This is a genomic window from Georgenia wangjunii (assembly GCF_036421975.1).
Taxonomy (GTDB): domain Bacteria; phylum Actinomycetota; class Actinomycetes; order Actinomycetales; family Actinomycetaceae; genus Georgenia_A; species Georgenia_A wangjunii.
The window spans coordinates 204,619-220,443 of record NZ_JAZGON010000003.1 but is presented as its reverse complement, the minus strand read 5'-3'; the positions used below and the strand labels follow the sequence as shown (position 1 = coordinate 220,443).

Sequence of the window (15,825 nt, the reverse complement as noted above, 5' to 3'; positions counted from 1 at the left end):
GATCGTGATCACGCAGGTGGGGCGGTGTGCGTGCGACGGCGGGTCGCCAGCGTTCCCAGCCCCGCCAGGGTCGCGAGGAGGGCGACGAGGGCCAGCGCCGTCGTCGGTGCGCCGGTGCTCGGCAGCTGGCCCGGCGGGGCGGCGCCCGGCGGGGTCGCGCCCGGCGGCGTCGGACCCGGCACCGACGGCCCGCCCGTCGTCGGCTCCCCGGTGGGAGCCCCGGTGGGCTCCTCCGTCGGTTCCTCGGTGGGGACCTCCTGCTCGCCCTCGATGAGCCACAGCATCGCGGCGTCGAACATCGCCTGCCCCTCTGGCGTGAGCACGCCGACGGCATCGTCCACGTACGGCAGGCCGAGCCGCCGCGCCGGCGCGTCCATCCCGATCATCGCGTCGCCGGCGTCGTAGGCGAAGACGGTCGCCTGCTCCGGCACACCCGGGACGATCGCGATGACGTCCGCCTCGTCCGATGGCGTGCCGTACCCGGCGATGCCCTCGCGCTGGTAGATCCCCACCGTGCCACTCAGCCCGACGGCGATCGGGTGGTCGGCGCCCGTGATCTCGACGTCGGTGGAGTTGAACGCGAGGTTGGGTGCGTCCGCCATGGCCATGTCGTCGTAGACGAAGTGCTCCCACGCGGCGACCGGGACGTCGACGTCGCGGAACTTCGTCCCGACGTCACCGGAGGAGACGGACTCCGAGACCACGACCGCCGCCTTGCCCGCGGCATCCTCGGTCGTCACCTCCGGCGCGACCCCGACCTCGACGGGATACCCGAGGAAGGCCAGGCGCGCGGCCGTCGCCAGGTCGCCGGCGGCGTCCGCCGTCGAGAGGCCACCGGGCGGGCCGACGACGAGGAGCACCGGGTCGGGGCTCCCCACGGTGATGCGCACCGTCCCGGAGGCGACCGCCGTCCCCTCCGCGTCGGTGGCGACCGCGTAGAGGCTCGGCATGCCCTCGGGCACGCCCTGCCACGTCACCTCGTACGGCGCCGCCGTGTCGACGGCGATCTCCTCGACACCGGCGTAGAAGGCCACCTCGGCCACCTCGACGTCGCCCGCACGCACCCGCGCGGCGAGCGCGATGTCGTCGCCGGCGTCGAACGTGGCACCTGCCTGCGGTGCCGTGAGGACGACGAGCTCGCTCGCCTCCCGCGCCCAGGCGAGGAAGGCCGCCATGATCCCGCCACTGACCTCGACGTCGAGGTCGTCGGCCCGCGCGGCCGCGTCCTCGAGGACCTGGCGCTGCTGCCAGGCGGTCGTCTCCTCCCCCGCTGCGTCGGCGAGGAGGGAGGCGACGGCGGCCACGCCCGCCTCGCCGTATGCGCCGACCTTGTCCATCCACGGCTCGATCTCGTCGACGAGCTCCGCGTCCGCCCCGGCGCGCAGCGCGTCCGGCACGTCCGCCATGGCCTGGAGGTACTCGGTGAGGGCCGTGGCAGCGGCAGCGACGTCGCCGTCGTCCTCCCACGCCTCCGTGAACGCGGCGACGCGCCCGGCGAGCTCGGGGTTGGCGGGGTGGCCGATGTCGGAGGCGTAGTTGTTCTCGGCGAAGATGCGCAGCGCCTCGACCGTCTCCCCGCCCACGAGCGCGAGCGCGGCGTCCCAGGACGCGTCCGGGTCGTAGCCGGCCGGGTTCCACAGGTAGTCGTGGACCGTCGCGAGCGGGACCTGCGAGGCGCGCGCCTGGTTCATCGGGTTGGCGGAGAAGCCGAGGACGCCGAGATCCCCGAGGTCGGCGTCGCGGCCGATGAGCGGACCCATGAACAGCCGCGCCTGCGCGAAGTCGTTGACCGGGTAGTTGTCCCAGATCGCCAGGGGGTGCGCCCACAGCGCGACGGCCTCGGTGGTCGCCTCCGCGGTGATCGTGTCCGAGACGACCTCCGGGCCGGTCCAGTAGACGACGACGTCGGCGGGCACGTCGGCGGCGAAGGTCGTCTTGTAGTCCGACTCGCCCGTGCCCGAGTACTCGGTGGGCACGGTGAGCAGCGGCAGCGCCTCAGGGCGGGCTGCGACGAACTCGTCGAGGACGGTCGTGAGGAGATCCGCCTGAGCAGCAGCCGCGGGGCTCGCGGCGCCCGCGTAGGCGGCGACGTCCGCGGCGCAGTCGAGCTCGAGGTCGATGTCGTCGTAGAAGATCCCGAACTGGCGCACGCCGATGTCCCACATCGCGTCCATCTTGCCGAGGAGCGCGTCGACGTCGTCGGGGTCGGAGTAGCAGATGTCCTGACCCGGGGAGATCGTGAAGATGAGCGAGACCATCTCCGCCTCGGAGGCCGCGACGAGCTCGGCGATCTCCGCGCGCTCGGCGGGCGGATAGGGCTCGCGCCACTGCTCGAGGTGGTACGGGTCGTCCTTGGGGGCGTAGACGTAGCTGTTGCCCTTGACGTCGCCGAGGAAGTCGACGACGTCGAGCCGGTCGGCGTGCGACCACGGCTCGCCGTAGAAGCCCTCGATGACGCCACGCAGGCCGAGCTCCGGCCAGTCGCGCACGGAGCCGAGGGGGACGACGGCAGCGGGCTCGGCGGGCGTGGCTAGCTGGCGCAGCGTCTGGAGGCCGTGGAAGGCGCCGGCTGCGTCGGACCCCGCGACGACGGTCGCCGGGATCGGGCCGAGCGCCCCGACGGCGAGCGCGTAACCCTCCGCGACGGCCGGGTCCACCGGCGTCGTACCGAGCACCCCCAGGGCGGCCGTGGCCTCGGCCGAGGGGGCGTCGGCGACCGCGAGGACGAACGCCGTCCCCGGCGTCTCCCCCAGCGGGATCTCCTCGATGCTCTCCGCGCCGAGCTCGGTGAGGACGGCGCGCGCCTCCGCCGTGACGCGCGGGTCCACGTCACCGGCGAGGACGAGGGTGACGGCGTCGGGCACGGGGACCGTGCCGGCCGTGAGCGCGACCTCCCGAGGCTTCGGCACGAGGCGCTCGGCCGGGCCGAGGTCCGGCTGGGTGAGTCGGGAAGGGGTGAGGGCGGTCGGTGCCGCGAGGCCGGTCGTGGCCGCCGGGCGTGCCGGCACCCCACCGACGACCGTCGCCCCAGGTGGTGCCAGCGGTGCGGGCGCCGCCGCGGCCGCACCCGGCAGGGCGCACGCGAGGAGCGCGGTGAGGGGAACGGCGAGCCGACGGACGGGGCGCATGGTGCCTCCTGTGACGAGCATCACGTGGTGGGCGCGACGCTACGGACGCGCACCGACATCGTCAATGCCCGGTCAGCCCGTCACACCTCTGCATGATCACGAGCGGACGGGGGTGCGGGCGGACAGGGTGCCGCCGGGGCGGGCGGGCTGCGCTAGCCGACGAACTCGAGGGCGGCGGCGCGGGTGGCGTCCGCCGTCGCCACCTCCGCCACCGCCGGCGTGCTGGCGGGCGGCGAGGCGAGCGCCGCCGCGGCGGCCTGGGCGCTACCACCGGGCCGCGAGCGCTGCGCGGACGCCAGGGCCTGGGCGAGGTCGGCCTGGAGGTCCGCGACGTCCTCCAGCCCCACCGAGAGCCGCACGGTGGCGTTCGAGATCCCCACGGCCGCGCGGCCGTCCGGGCCGATCTTGCGGTGCGTCGTCGTCGCGGGGTGCGTGACCATCGACTTGGCGTCGCCGAGGTTGTTGGAGATGAGGACGATCTCCAGCGCGTCGAGGAACGCGAAGGTGGCCGCCTGGTCCGCCGGTGCCGCGCCGTCGCCCGGCGCGGCGAGGTCGAACGTGACGACCGTCCCGCCGCCGCTCATCTGCGAGCGAGCGAGCTCGGACTGGGGGTGGGAGTCGAGGAACGGGTAGTAGACGCGCGACACCGCGGGCAACGACTCCAGCCACGTCGCGAGCTCGAGCGCCGCCGCGGTCTGGGCGCGCACGCGCAGCGGCATCGTCTCGAGGCCCTTGAGGAGCACCCACGCGTTGAAGGGGCTGAGCGTGGGCCCGGTGTTGCGCAGGATGAGCTGGAGCGGTCCCTCGATGAACTCCTTGGTCCCGAGGATCGCGCCGCCCATGACCCGGCCCTGGCCGTCGATGTGCTTCGTCGCGGAGTAGACGACGACGTCGGCGCCCTGCGTGATCGGCCGCTGCAGGATGGGCGTGGCGAAGACGTTGTCGATGACGACGACGGCTCCCGCCGCGTGGGCCAGCTCGCTCACCCGCCGGACGTCGACGATGTCCTGCATGGGGTTCGACGGCGTCTCGAAGAAGACGACGTCCGCCGGCGTGGCCAGGGCCTCCTCCCACGACTCGATGCGGTGGGCGTCGACGTAGTCGGTACGCACCCCCCACTTGGCGAAGACGTCCTCGAAGAGGGTGAGCGTCGAGCCGAACAGGGCCCGGGCCGCCACCACGCGCGAGCCACCGCGCACGAGCGCGGCCAGCGTGCTGAAAACCGCGGACATGCCGGTGGACGTGGCGTAGCAGGCCTCGGCCCCCTCGAGCGCGCGCAGACGCTCCTCGAAGGTCGAGACGGTCGGGTTCTCGTACCGGGAGTACGTGAACCGGTCCACCTCGCCGAGGAACGCCGCCTCGGCGTCGGCGGCGCGCTCGTAGACGTAGCCCTGGGTGAGGAACATGGGCTCGGACGTCTCGTGGAAGTCGCTGCGCGCGTGCCCGGCGTGGACCGCCCGGGTCTGCGGGCCCCAGCTCGGCGGCGGCTCGGGGTAGGAGCCGGGCCCCGGACAGCCGGATCCTGCGGGGTTGAGTGCGTCAGTCATCGTGCGTCCCTCCATCGGTCCTGGCGGGAGCACCCACGCGGCGGGCCCGAGCGACTCGGGTCCATCGGGGTTGCTGCAGCTTCGACGAGCCAGGTCTCTCGGCTGCTCTGGATGGTGGTTCGGATGGTAACCGGGTCCGATGGCGGAAGCCAAGTACCACCCCCGCGTTGCCCACGTGGCGGGACGCCGGGTCCGCGACGGCAGCGCGGCGCCCGGGACCGCGACGAGGGCCGCCAGGATCACCTGGCGGCCCTCGTCGTGGGGAGCGTGCCCCGCCGGCTGCCCCGAGCCGCGCTCAGCAGCGGCGAGGAGCAACGGCGAGGAGGAGGCTCAGCGCGCGGTGGCGAGCTGCTCCCCCGCGGTGCGCTCCGCCTCCGACCCGGAGACGACCTCCGGGCCCTCCGCGGCGGTCGCGGCCACGTCGGCCGCGTCGTCGTCGTCCACGAAGAGGTTCTCCGAGTTGGCCGAGTGGTACTTGTCGAGGTCGAGGATGCCCTCGCGCTTGGCGACGATGAGCGGCACGAGAGCCTGGCCGGCCACGTTGGTGGCGGTGCGGCCCATGTCGAGGATCGGGTCGATGGCGAGCAGCAGGCCCACGCCCGCGAGCGGCAGCCCGAGGGTGGACAGCGTGAGGGTGAGCATGACGATCGCGCCGGTGAGGCCGGCGGTCGCCGCCGACCCGACGACAGAGACGAACGCGATGAGCAGGTAGTCGGTGATGCTCAGCTCGACGCCGAAGAACTGGGCGACGAAGATCGCCGCGAGCGCCGGGTAGATCGCGGCGCACCCGTCCATCTTCGTCGTCGCGCCGAGCGGCACCGCGAAGGACGCGTACGAGCGCGGCACGCCGAGGTTGCGCTCCACCACGCGCTCCGTCAGGGGCAGCGTGCCGATCGAGGAGCGCGAGACGAAGCCGAGCTGGATCGCAGGCCAGGCGCCACGGAAGTAGCGCATGACGGGCAGGCCGTTCGCACGCAGGATCACCGGGTAGACGACGAGGACGACGAGCGCGAGACCCACGTAGACGGCGATGGCGAACGTCCCGAGCGGCAGGAGCGAGTCCCAGCCGTACGCGACGATCGCGTTGCCGATGAGGCCGAGGGTGCCGAGCGGGGCGAGGCGGATGACCCACCACAGGACCTTCTGGATGATCGCGAGGAGCGACCGGTTGAAGGAGAGGAACGGCTCGGCCTTGCTGCCCACGCGCAGGGCCGCGATCCCGACGACGAGCGCGAGGACGACGATCTGGAGGACGCTGAAGCTCACCGAGGTGCTGACGCCGGAGATGACGCCGTCGTCGCCGGTGCTCAGGCGGCTGTTCGTCGCGAGCCCGAGGAAGTTGGCGGGGACGAGGCCCTGGATGAAGTCGAGCCAGCTGCCGGTGCTGCTGGGCTCGCTCGCGGCGGCCTCCGAGACCGTCGTGTTCTCGCCCGGGCGCAGGACGAGACCGAGGCCGATCCCGATGGCGACCGAGACGAGCGCGGTGATGGCGAACCACAGGAGCGTCTGACCGGCGAGGCGCGCCCCGTTGGCCACACCGCGCAGGTTCGCGATCGAGGCGACGATCGCCGTGAACACGAGCGGCGGGACGATCGCCCGCAGGAGGCTGACGAACGTCGAGCCGATCGTGCTCAGCGTGACCTCGAGGCCGTTCGGCTGCCCGTCGGCCGTGTCGCCGATCTCGAGGGCGAGCCACCCGAGCAGGACGCCGACGACGAGCGCAAGGATGATCTGGACGCTGAAGGACGGCAGGCGCAGCCGGCGGCGCTGGGCGCTCGGCTCGGTAGCGGTGGATGGGGTGGACACAGGTGCTGCCTTTCTGACAGGGCGTGCGGCGGCGCGCGCCGGGGGCGCTGCGGTGACGCGGCTGAGGAGGTCCCGTCGCGCCCGTGACGCCGGGCGAGGATGCGGGGAGGGGACGCCGGCGGGGCCGGGCGTCGGTGCGGGAGCTGGGGAGGGGCTCAGGGCCGGGCGGTGCGCCGGGCTACTGCCCCGACCGCGCGCACGCGGTCACACGCCTGCTGGGTCAGACCCGGCAGGCGCGCAGACAACACAGCGCGCTCGCCTGACGTCGGAGGTCGACGACGGGGCGCACAGTGAGGTTCCAGCGGTTGAGCACGCACACTCCATGGGTACGGGGCGGCTCCGATCGCCGTCCGCCTCGGACCATAGCGGACGAGCGGTGGCGGCGGAAGCACGGGCGGCGCAGATCACACCCCGAGGCGTGGACGGCGAGCGCACCGGGTGGTGGCTGCGCGCCGGGCGTGGTCGACTTCCACCCGTGAGCGCCCGCACGCTGCCCCTGCCCGCCGCCGCCGCGTTCGAGCTGGTCACCGACCTCTCCCGGCACGGCGAGTGGATCCCCCTCACGCGCATGGACGTGCCCGAGCACCCCCTCCGGGTCGGCGACGACGTCGTCACCCCGACCGCCCCCCTCCTCCTCGACCCCCCCCCCCCCCCCCCCCCCCCCCCCCCCCCCCCCCCCCCCCCCCCCCCCCCCCCCCCCCCCCCCACGACCGCCCTCGTCCTCGTCGACCGGATGACCGTCGCACGCCTCGACCCGCCCGCCGGCGGCACCGATGGCGTCGCCGTCCTGCGCAAGTCCGGGCCGCTCCTCCTCGGCGTCGCCCGGATCACCGTCCACGGGGTCGACGACTCCCGTGCCCGCGTCCGGTGGGACGAGGACGTGTGGCTCCGCGGCCCCGTACCGCGTGCCGTGACCCGAGTCGTCCTCGCGCCGTTCCTCGACGCCATGGGGGCGCTCGCCCTCTGGCGCATCGCACGCTCTTTAAAGTCCGACGCCGCACCAAAAACCTGAGTCCATACCAACGTCTAGACCTGCGTCTAGACATTGGTCTAGAAACGGCCGTCGGATCCTCCACGGGGGCTCTGGGAGCCTTTTACGGGTCCGCGAGCGGGATAGCGTCAGTGCCTGACCCCGTCGGGGCGCAGGCGCGGATCTCCGGGCCTGTGCCGAAGTGGCGGGCGTCACGACAATTGCTTAACCGCGATGCCCAACAACGGCTCCCGGCGCACATGTTTCATAGGGAGAAACTTTTCCTTGGAGCGGCGCACCGAGAGCCCGCGGCGGGACCACGTCGCCCGGTCGAACGGGGAGGTTCTCATGACTGCACAGACAGTCCGCCCGCTGGTGCGCCAGCGCAAGGCTCGCTCGACCAGGTTCCGCCTCGACATCGGCGAGTGGCTCGTCCTGCGCGGCGCCGTCCTCGACGCGGTCCCTGACGCACCCGTGCCGGCGGACTTCGCACCGGCCGCCTTCGGCCTGACGGAGTTCGCCCCGCTGACCGAGGCCGAGCGCCGCCGCTCGTGGCAGATGCTCGCCCAGCGCGGCCTCGCGCGCTACGTCCCGTCGAACGACGACCTCGACGCCGTCGTCCAGCCGTTCGCGGCCGGCCTCATGACCCTCGCGCTCGCCGACGTCCGCGTGGACGTGCGGTCGTGGTCCGGCGCCGTCGGTGTCGCCCAGAGCACGGCCTGGCGCGACGGCCACACGGTCGCCCTCTCCCGCCGCCGCCGGCTCGCCTCACCGGCCCGCTCGGGCGAGCTGCAGTACGAGCAGGAGAGCACGGTCGAGATCAGCCTCGCCTCGGACGGCTCGCTCGTCGAGGAGATCCTGCGAGCGCTCCCCCTCGGTGACGACACCACGGGCCCGGACACCGTCGGAGGGCCCGTGACGACCGGGTGGACGATGTCGCACACGGTGGCCGACGCGATGCGCCGCGGTCGCCAGGAGGTCGTCCCCCACCTCTTCGGGCTCGACGCGACGGCGCTCGGCGCGCTCGGCACCACCTCCACCGCCCTCACCGGCGGCGTGCAGATCCTCGCCTACCGCAGCCCGACCGGCCGCCCCGAGATGCGCGCCGATCAGCTCGCGTTCGAGGGCGCCTGGGTGTGGACCGGGGCGGACATCATCGAGCTGCTCAGCGCCACTGCTGACAAGGTGACGCTCCAGCGCACCACCATGTGCACGGTCCGGACCCGTCTCCTGAGCGCGCTCACGCGCCTGCTGCACGCGGACGAGTTCCTCTGACCACCTCCGTTCCCCTCTGACAGACGGGTCACGAGATGACCATCGGGGAGAGCGCGCCAACGACGACGCGCAGAAGCGTCGGTCTGGTCGACGACGGTGCGCCGACCCCGGCCGTCGACGCTGCCGCCGCGCTCCCGGCCGCAGCCGACCTTCGCCTCATCCACGTGGGGCGGTCGACCACGGCGTCGGACGGCCCTCCGGCCGCCCCGCGGGCGCCGCGCGCCGGCTCCGCGCCCGTCGCTGCGGAGTGCGCCGGGCGTGCGCTGGCCGCCCACGCCTTCGTCGACGCGGCCGTCACCGATGCACGAGCCACCCTCAGCGACCTCTGGAGCGGGCTCATCGAGACGGTGACCCCCGCGGTCGAGCACGCGCAGCACGTCATGGACGTCGCCGCCCGCACCCCGAGCGACGAGCTCGGGTGGATCGACCGCGCACGCGAGCTCGGCTGGCGCGACTGACGGCCTGACCGTCCGCTCTCACGGGACCTCGACGCGCCGTCGTGCGATCGAGCCGCTCACGCGCACCCGCGCGCCGCCGCGAACCGCCCACGTGCGCTGCGTACGCTCGGCGGACCCCCGCTCACGAAGGAAGGTCCTCCATGCCCGCTACCCGCGAGGCCACCGCCCGTCGCTACCTCATGTGCCCGCCGACGTACTTCACGGTGAGCTACGAGATCAACCCGTGGATGCACCCGGAGGTCCCGACGAGCACGGAGCGGGCGGTCGAGCAGTGGGAGTCCCTCCGCGGGACCTACCTCGAGCTTGGCCACGACGTCGAGCTCATCGAGCCGATCGCCGGCCTGCCGGACATGGTCTACGCGGCGAACGGCGCCGTCATGGGCGACGGCGTCGTCTACTCGGCGAAGTTCACCTACCCGCAGCGCATGCCCGAGGGGCCCGCCTACGAGAAGTGGTTCGCCGACGCCGGCTTCCCCACGGTCACCGCCACGCAGACCAACGAGGGCGAGGGAGACATCCTCACCGTCGGCGACCTCGTCTTCGCCGGGACCGGGTTCCGTACCTCGCACGCCTCGCACCTCGAGCTGCAGGAGGCGATCGGCAAGCCGGTCATCTCCATGCACCTCGTGGACCCGCGGTTCTACCACCTCGACACGGCGATGATGGTGCTCTCCGACTCCGAGATCGCCTACTACCCGCCGGCGTTCTCCCCGGGCAGCCGTCGTGTGCTCGAGCACCTCTTCCCCGACGCCGTCATCGCGACGGAGGCCGACGCGGTCGTGCTGGGCCTCAACGGCGTCAGCGACGGCAGGAACGTCATCCACAACCCGCGCGCGACCGACCTCGCCGGCGCGCTCGCCGAGCGCGGCTTCAACCCGATCGGCATCGACACGTCCGAGCTGCTCAAGGGCGGCGGCGGGGCCAAGTGCTGCACCCTGGAGATCCGCCCCTGACCTCCGCGCGCCGCCGCAGCCCGACCCTCACGCGCACCCGTCCCGCCCGTCCCGCCCGGGGGCGGGCGGGCGGCGCGTTCAGGGGCGGCGGCGCCAGGGGACGTCGCTCGGGGACGTGCCCTCGTCCGCGCAGCGGGCGGGCACGACGAGCACCGGGCACACCGCGTGGTGGAGCACCGCCTGGCTCGTCGAGCCGAGGAGCAGACCGGCGAACCCGCCGCGCCCGCGGGAGCCGACGACGACGAGGTCGACCGCCGTGGAGAACTCGGCGAGCAGGGCCGCGGCGTTCCCGTCGAGGGCGTGCTGGCTCACGACGATGTCCCGCCCGTCCACGGCCCGCTCGACGGCGACGCTCAGCCCCTCCTTGACGTCGGCGAGCACCTCGTCGCGGTCGACGGCGGCCGGCAGCCAGGCGAGAGACCCCACGCCGCCACCGATCGGCACGGTCGCGACGGCGGTGAGGTGGGCGTTCCAGGCGATGGCCTCGTCGACGGCGCGGCGCAGTGCGACCTTCGCCGACTCCGAGCCGTCGACACCGACGACCATGCGCCGCACCGGCGTGTACGCGGGCTGCCCCTCGGGCGGCTGCGGCACGACGACGGTGGGGCAGTGCGCGTGCGCCGGCAGCGCCGAGGAGACGGTGCCGAGGAGCCGGTCGGTGAACCCGCCACCGCCACGGGTGCCGACGACGGCGATCCCGGCCTGGCGGGAGAGCTCGACGAGCACGCCGGCGGGGTCACCGGTCTCGAGCGCGGACGTGACGTGGACGCCGGCGGCGCTCGCGCGGGCGACGGCCTCGTCGAGGACGGTCTGGGCGCCCTGCTGGATCGCCGAGTCGTCGACGGCGGCGAACCCGCCGTCGAGGGACGCGACCGTGAAGGACGGCACGGCGTAGGCGCACACGACGTGCACGCGCCAGCCAAGGGTCTTCGCCTCGGCGACCGCCCAGTCGACGGCGGCAAGGCTCGCCTCCGAGCCATCCACCCCGACGAGTACGACGTTCTCACGAGCCATGATCACCATCTCCGCCGATCGGGGAACTGCTCGTTCCCATCATGGTCCATGCCGGCCGTCCCGGGCCGCCATTCGCTCCCGGACGGACGACGACGGCCCGCACCTGGCGCGACGCCCCGTCCGTGCTGCCGATCCGTCCGGCCTTCGCCGGGTCGATCCGCAACGCAGTGGGTGCCGACGCCCGGTACGGGCCGTCGATGAAGGAGAGGGCTCAGCCGACTCGGATGAAGGTGGGCGCCCCGCGCCCGACGTGCGAGATGGGGCCGGCCTGCAGCGGCTTGGAGGGGTTGCGGGCGGCGATGTGCTGACCGTCACCGAGGTAGATGCCGACGTGGCCGGGCCACCAGACGAGGTCACCGGGGCGGGCCTCGGAGGCGCTGACGACGGTGCCGGCGTTGCGCTGGGCCGCGCTCGAGCGCGGGATGCTGATGCCGACCTGCGCGAAGACGTACGACGTGAAGCCGGAGCAGTCGAAGCCGGCCGGGGTCGCGCCGCCCCACACGTACGGGGTGCCGACGTAGCGGTAGGCGATGTCGACGATCGAGCCACTGGAGTAGTTCTGCGCGGGAGCGGCCTGGGCGGCCTGGGCCGGCGCCTCGGCGGCGGAGGAGGAGGCGGCGGCGGCGGGTGCCTCGGAGCGGGCGCTCGTGCGCGAGGCGGACTCGGCGGCGCGAGCCGCGGCGATGGCCTCGGCCTCGGCAGCGGCCTGAGCGGCAGCCTCGGCGGCGGCGATCTCCTGGACCCGGGCCGCGACGGGCTCGGCGGCGACCTCGGCCTTGGGCGGCGTCGCGGCGGCCTCGGCCACCTCGACGCTCCACTCGACGTCGGTCGGCACGGCCACGCTCGGGGAGAGCGTCGACAGCGCGGCGCGGGCCTCTCCCGCCAGCGAGGCGACGTCGACCGACGGGAGCGCCGTCGTCGTGCCGTCCGTGGAGGCGATCGCGGTGCTGGCGGCCATCGTGATGGCCAGTCCGGAGGACGCCGCGACGACCATGCCGCGGCGGGCGACGGGTCCGGTGACGGCCTGGCCGAAGGTGCTCAGCGGGGTCAGGGGGCGGCGTGCTGCGCGGTGGCGCGCGCCTGTGGTGGTAACGGTCACGTGTGTGTGCCTCTCCTGTCGCCTGCGAGGTGAGCTGTCGGGTGCGGGTTGGAGATTCACCCGGCTCGTCCCGCTCTCGCAGTCCGAGCTTTACCCCTAGGGGCCGACCGGAGCCGACCGCCAATCATGGTTCCCCCGTCCCTGCCGACGGTTTCGTTCTGGACCTCGGGCGGCGGCAGGGTTCGGCGTCCGTCCGGGGGCTCCCCGATATGGAGGGTGCGGGAAGCGTTCGCGACACTACACACCGCACACGGCCATGTCACGTTCCGGTCACGGTCCTGTGGAGATTGTGCTGGACGTCACACGTGAAGTGGCACGGTGCTGCCGGTGGCGTGCGCTAACAACCGGTGCGTCCGGCGCCCTCAGACGTCGACGAAGAGGTGTCGCGCGACGTCGTCGGGCAGGTCCAGCACGAGGTGGGAGGCGGGCGATCGAACAGAGACCACCTCGGTGCCGCGCTGGACGAGGACGGCGGCGCCGGGCCGCACCCCGGCCTCGGAGAGGCGCTTGAGGAGCTCGACGTCGACCTGGAGCGGCTCCCCGATGCGGCGCAGGGTCATGGGGGCGTCGCGCTCCGGCGGCGTCGTGAGTCCGGCCGCCTCGAGCAGGTTGATGACGGCGCGTGCCGGCGGGTCGAGCGGGGTCTCCCCGAGGTTCTCCAGGCCGGGGATGGGGTTGCCGTACGGGTCGTGGTGCGGGTGGTCGAGCAGCTGGACGAGGCGCTTCTCCACGCGCTCGCTCATGACGTGCTCCCAGCGGCACGCCTCCTCGTGGACGTACTCCCAGTCGAGGCCGACGACGTCGGTGAGGAGCCGCTCGGCGAGGCGGTGCTTGCGCATGACCCTGGTCGCCTTCTCGCGGCCCGCAGCGGTCAGCTCGAGCTGGCGCGTCCCCGTGAGGATGAGGAGACCGTCGCGCTCGAGCCGGGCGACCGTCTGCGACACGGTGGGACCGGAGTGCCCCAGGCGCTCGGCGATCCGCGCGCGCATGGGCGGGACCCCCTCCTCCTCCAGCTCGTAGACCGTCTTGAGGTACATCTCCGTCGTATCGATCAGGTCAGCCATGTCGCCTGCTCTCTAGTCCTTGGGCTCTCCAGCCAGGATATGGCGTCGGACGGCGCGGGGACCCGCCACCGGCGCACGACCTCGGCCGGCGTCGCCGGCCGAGGACGGCGTCGGGAGTGACCCGCGTCACGGCTAGCATCACCCCTGATGACCCACGAGCACTCGGAACCCGCCGCGGGCAGCCCCGCGGGAGGGCGGACGCCCTTCGCCGCCGATCCCACCATCTACGCCCGCCTGCCCGACGGGTCCGTCACCTACCGCGGCCAGCCGCTCACCGCGCTCCTCGGCCAGCACTTCGAGGCGGTGTGGGGGTTGCTCGTCGACGGGTCCCCGACGCCGGGGCTCCCGCCGGCCGAGCCGTTCCCGCTGCCGGTGCGCACGGGTGACGTGCGGGTCGACGTCCAGAGCGCCCTCGCCCAGCTCGCGCCCGTCTGGGGGTTCCGTCCCCTGCTCGACGTCTCCGCGGAGCGCGCCCGGGACGACCTCGCGCGCGCCTCCGTCATGGCGCTGTCCTTCGTCGCCCAGTCCGCGCGCGGCCTCGACCTGCCGGCGGTGCCTCAGCAGGAGGTCGAGCAGGGCTCGACGATCGCCGAGCGGTTCCTCATCCGTTGGCGGGGCGAGGCCAGACCGGAGTCCGCCGCTGCCCTCGACAGCCTGTGGACCGTCATGGCCGAGAACGGTCTCACCACCTCCACCCGCGTCGCGCGGCTCGTCGCGAGCACGGGCGCCGACGCCGCCGCGTGCCTCTCGGGCGCCGTCGCCGCCGTCGGGGGCCCGCTCACGGGTGGGGCCGCCGTCCGCGCCGTCGGGCTCATCCGCGACGCCGACCGGGCCGGTGACGCGGCGACGACGGTCCGGACCGTCCTCGAGGAGACCCACCTCGTCCCCGGGTTCGCCCGCAGCGACGAGCTCGTCGACGACACCCGCGCCGACCTCGTCCACGCGGTCTGCGCGCGGCTCGAGGTCCCGCTGCTCGACGCGGCGGAGGCCGTCGAGCGCGCCGCGGGCGAGGCGCTCCAGGACCTGTCGGACCGGCCCGTGCGCGCGAGCGCGACGTTCTGGGCGGCCGTCCTCCTCGACTTCGCGGGCGTCGAGCCGCGGCTGTTCAATGCGCTGCTCATCTGCGGGCGGACGGCGGGGTGGTCCGCGCACATCCTCGACGTGCAGCGCTCCCTCCTCCGGCTCGCGCCGGGACCCGGAGCGAGGTGACCGGGCGGCCGGCGACGGGCGCGGGTGCGGCCCCGCCGGGCGCGGCCGTGAGCGGCGGTCGGGGCCGGCCCGCGCGCGGGCGCCTCGCGAGCAGGGGCGCGGCCGTGAGCGGTCCGCCCGGGCACCGGCACCGGGGTGGGAGGATCGCGCCATGAGCACGACGCCGACGATCAGCATCCCGACCGAGCTCCTCCCCGCCGACGGCCGGTTCGGCTGCGGCCCGAGCAAGGTGCGCCCCTCGCACGTCGACGCCCTCGCCGCCGTCGGCGCGACGCTCATGGGCACGTCCCACCGCCAGGCGCCGGTGCGCTCACTCGTCGGCCGGGTCCGCGCCGGCATCGCCGAGCTGCTCGGCGCGCCCGAGGGGTACGAGGTGGTCCTCGGCAACGGAGGGTCGACGGCGTTCTGGGACGCCGCGACGTTCTCGCTCGTGCACCGCCGCGCCCGCCACGCCGCGTTCGGCGAGTTCGGCGCGAAGTTCGCCGCGGCGACCACCGGCGCCCCCTTCCTCGAGGACTCCGAGGTCGTGACCGCGGAGCCGGGGGCGCTCGCCGTCGTCGACGCCGCGCCGGGCGCGGACGTCTACGCCTGGCCGCAGAACGAGACCTCCACCGGCGTCCTCTCCCCCGTGCGCCGGGTCCCCGGCGCCGACGCGGGCGCGCTCATGCTCGTCGACGCGACCTCCGCCGCCGGCGGCGTCGCCGTCGACCTCGCCGAGAGCGACGTCTACTACTTCGCGCCGCAGAAGAGCTTCGCCTCCGACGGCGGGCTGTGGCTCGCGGTGTGCTCGCCCGCCGCGCTCGCCCGCATCGAGGAGATCGACGCCTCAGACCGCTGGATCCCGGACTTCCTCTCCCTCCAGGCCGCGGTCGACAACTCCCGCAAGGACCAGACCCTCAACACCCCGGCCATCGCCACGCTCGTGCTCCTCGCCGAGCAGGTCGAGTGGATGCTCGGCAACGGCGGCCTCGCCTGGGCCGCGCAGCGCACCGCAGCATCGGCCGAGATCCTCTACGGCTGGGCGGCCGAGCGGGCCTGGGCCACGCCGTTCGTCGACGTGCCGGAGCACCGCTCCCCCGTCGTCGGGACGATCGACCTCGACGAGGCCATCGACGCGACGGGGGTGACGGCGGCGCTGCGGGCCAACGGCATCGTCGACGTCGAGCCGTACCGCAAGCTCGGGCGCAACCAGCTGCGCGTCGGCATGTTCCCGGCCGTCGATCCCGAGGACGTGCGCGCCCTGACGGCGTGCGTCGACCACGTCGTCGAGAAGCTGGCCTGAGCCGCACCCTCCGAAGGAGC

Annotated in this window: 12 protein-coding genes and 2 riboswitches; of the genes, 6 read left to right on the top strand and 6 right to left on the bottom strand. The window is 74.0% G+C overall.

All coding sequences use genetic code 11. From position 1 onward, the window contains the following. Nucleotides 1-8: 8 nt before the first annotated feature. The 3 genes from V2J63_RS07075 to V2J63_RS07065 all read right to left on the bottom strand — a co-directional run bounded on the left by V2J63_RS07075 (nt 9) and on the right by V2J63_RS07065 (nt 6,481). Complete coding sequence (locus V2J63_RS07075; protein ID WP_331230314.1) at nt 9-3,128, bottom strand: beta-N-acetylglucosaminidase domain-containing protein; 3,120 nt, start codon at nt 3,126-3,128, stop codon at nt 9-11. A gap of 152 nt (nt 3,129-3,280) precedes the next feature. Further along, nucleotides 3,281-4,675: an O-succinylhomoserine sulfhydrylase gene (locus tag V2J63_RS07070; RefSeq protein WP_331230313.1), complete on the bottom strand. Its 1,395-nt coding sequence runs from the start codon at nt 4,673-4,675 to the stop codon at nt 3,281-3,283. An 8-nt stretch (nt 4,676-4,683) separates the two neighbouring features. Beyond that, a riboswitch (SAM riboswitch) is annotated at nt 4,684-4,793 on the bottom strand. Between the two features lie 212 nt (nt 4,794-5,005). Further along, entirely contained in the window at nt 5,006-6,481 is a 1,476-nt protein-coding gene (locus tag V2J63_RS07065; protein ID WP_331230312.1) for a dicarboxylate/amino acid:cation symporter, read from the bottom strand. A 733-nt stretch (nt 6,482-7,214) separates the two neighbouring features. Here V2J63_RS07065 and V2J63_RS07060 point away from each other — a divergent pair. The 4 genes from V2J63_RS07060 to ddaH all read left to right on the top strand — a co-directional run bounded on the left by V2J63_RS07060 (nt 7,215) and on the right by ddaH (nt 10,137). Beyond that, entirely contained in the window at nt 7,215-7,493 is a 279-nt protein-coding gene (locus tag V2J63_RS07060; RefSeq protein WP_331230311.1) for a hypothetical protein, read from the top strand. Nucleotides 7,494-7,799: 306 nt separating this feature from the next. Continuing rightward, nucleotides 7,800-8,726 (top strand): hypothetical protein, encoded by a 927-nt coding sequence (locus V2J63_RS07055; protein ID WP_331230310.1) that lies wholly within the window; start codon nt 7,800-7,802, stop codon nt 8,724-8,726. 35 nt (nt 8,727-8,761) lie between these two features. Beyond that, on the top strand, nt 8,762-9,184 hold the full coding sequence (locus V2J63_RS07050; protein ID WP_331230309.1) for a hypothetical protein: 423 nt from the start codon (nt 8,762-8,764) through the stop codon (nt 9,182-9,184). Between the two features lie 140 nt (nt 9,185-9,324). Next, nucleotides 9,325-10,137 (top strand): dimethylargininase, encoded by an 813-nt coding sequence (ddaH, locus tag V2J63_RS07045; protein ID WP_331230308.1) that lies wholly within the window; start codon nt 9,325-9,327, stop codon nt 10,135-10,137. A gap of 78 nt (nt 10,138-10,215) precedes the next feature. Here the strand turns inward: ddaH and V2J63_RS07040 are convergent, their stop codons facing one another. From V2J63_RS07040 to V2J63_RS07030, 3 genes are all read right to left on the bottom strand, one after another. After that, nucleotides 10,216-11,151, bottom strand: a complete 936-nt coding sequence (locus V2J63_RS07040; protein WP_331230307.1) for a universal stress protein — start codon at nt 11,149-11,151, stop codon at nt 10,216-10,218. A 211-nt stretch (nt 11,152-11,362) separates the two neighbouring features. Further along, nucleotides 11,363-12,250, bottom strand: coding sequence for a C40 family peptidase (locus V2J63_RS07035; RefSeq protein WP_331230306.1), 888 nt, complete (start codon nt 12,248-12,250; stop codon nt 11,363-11,365). A gap of 5 nt (nt 12,251-12,255) precedes the next feature. Further along, nucleotides 12,256-12,416, bottom strand: a riboswitch (cyclic di-AMP (ydaO/yuaA leader). Between the two features lie 196 nt (nt 12,417-12,612). After that, nucleotides 12,613-13,314 carry an iron-dependent transcriptional repressor DtxR gene (locus V2J63_RS07030; protein WP_331230305.1) on the bottom strand — a complete coding sequence of 234 codons (702 nt, stop codon included), beginning with the start codon at nt 13,312-13,314 and terminating at the stop codon, nt 12,613-12,615. A gap of 147 nt (nt 13,315-13,461) precedes the next feature. Here V2J63_RS07030 and V2J63_RS07025 point away from each other — a divergent pair, with 147 nt between their 5' ends. Both V2J63_RS07025 and serC read left to right on the top strand, forming a co-directional pair. After that, entirely contained in the window at nt 13,462-14,523 is a 1,062-nt protein-coding gene (locus tag V2J63_RS07025; RefSeq protein ID WP_331230304.1) for a citrate synthase, read from the top strand. Between the two features lie 151 nt (nt 14,524-14,674). After that, entirely contained in the window at nt 14,675-15,805 is a 1,131-nt protein-coding gene (gene serC / locus V2J63_RS07020; RefSeq protein ID WP_331230303.1) for a phosphoserine transaminase, read from the top strand. Nucleotides 15,806-15,825 lie beyond the last annotated feature (20 nt).